The following is a 259-nucleotide window of genomic DNA, read 5'->3' on the forward strand; positions in this document are numbered from 1 at the left end:
CATAGACGTCAGGATCAATCTGCGAGGGTTTTAATGTGGTTTTAGTTGCCTCGCGTAAGGAATCATTATTCCAAAAGGAGGCGTTAACCGGATCGCTGAGGTCTAAACCGTCAACATGTGTCTTGCCCCCCTTGGGACTCACGAAATCAATTTCATATCCTTCTTTTGTGAGTACATCGTAGGGGTGAGACACCTCAGAAAGATAGAAACCACTGGGTGCGGCATCTTTACTCTCGGCTTGACCTTTACGGTCATGGCT

At 47.1% G+C, this 259-nt stretch carries 1 protein-coding gene; it reads right to left on the reverse strand.

The genetic code is table 11. The annotated features are described in order from the left end of the window. A partial coding sequence (locus J1785_RS27125) for a type 1 glutamine amidotransferase family protein (RefSeq protein ID WP_476655343.1) occupies nucleotides 1-259 on the reverse strand: 259 nt, incomplete at both ends.

Source organism: Rahnella perminowiae, assembly GCF_019049755.1.
Classification (GTDB): Bacteria; Pseudomonadota; Gammaproteobacteria; order Enterobacterales; family Enterobacteriaceae; genus Rahnella; species Rahnella perminowiae.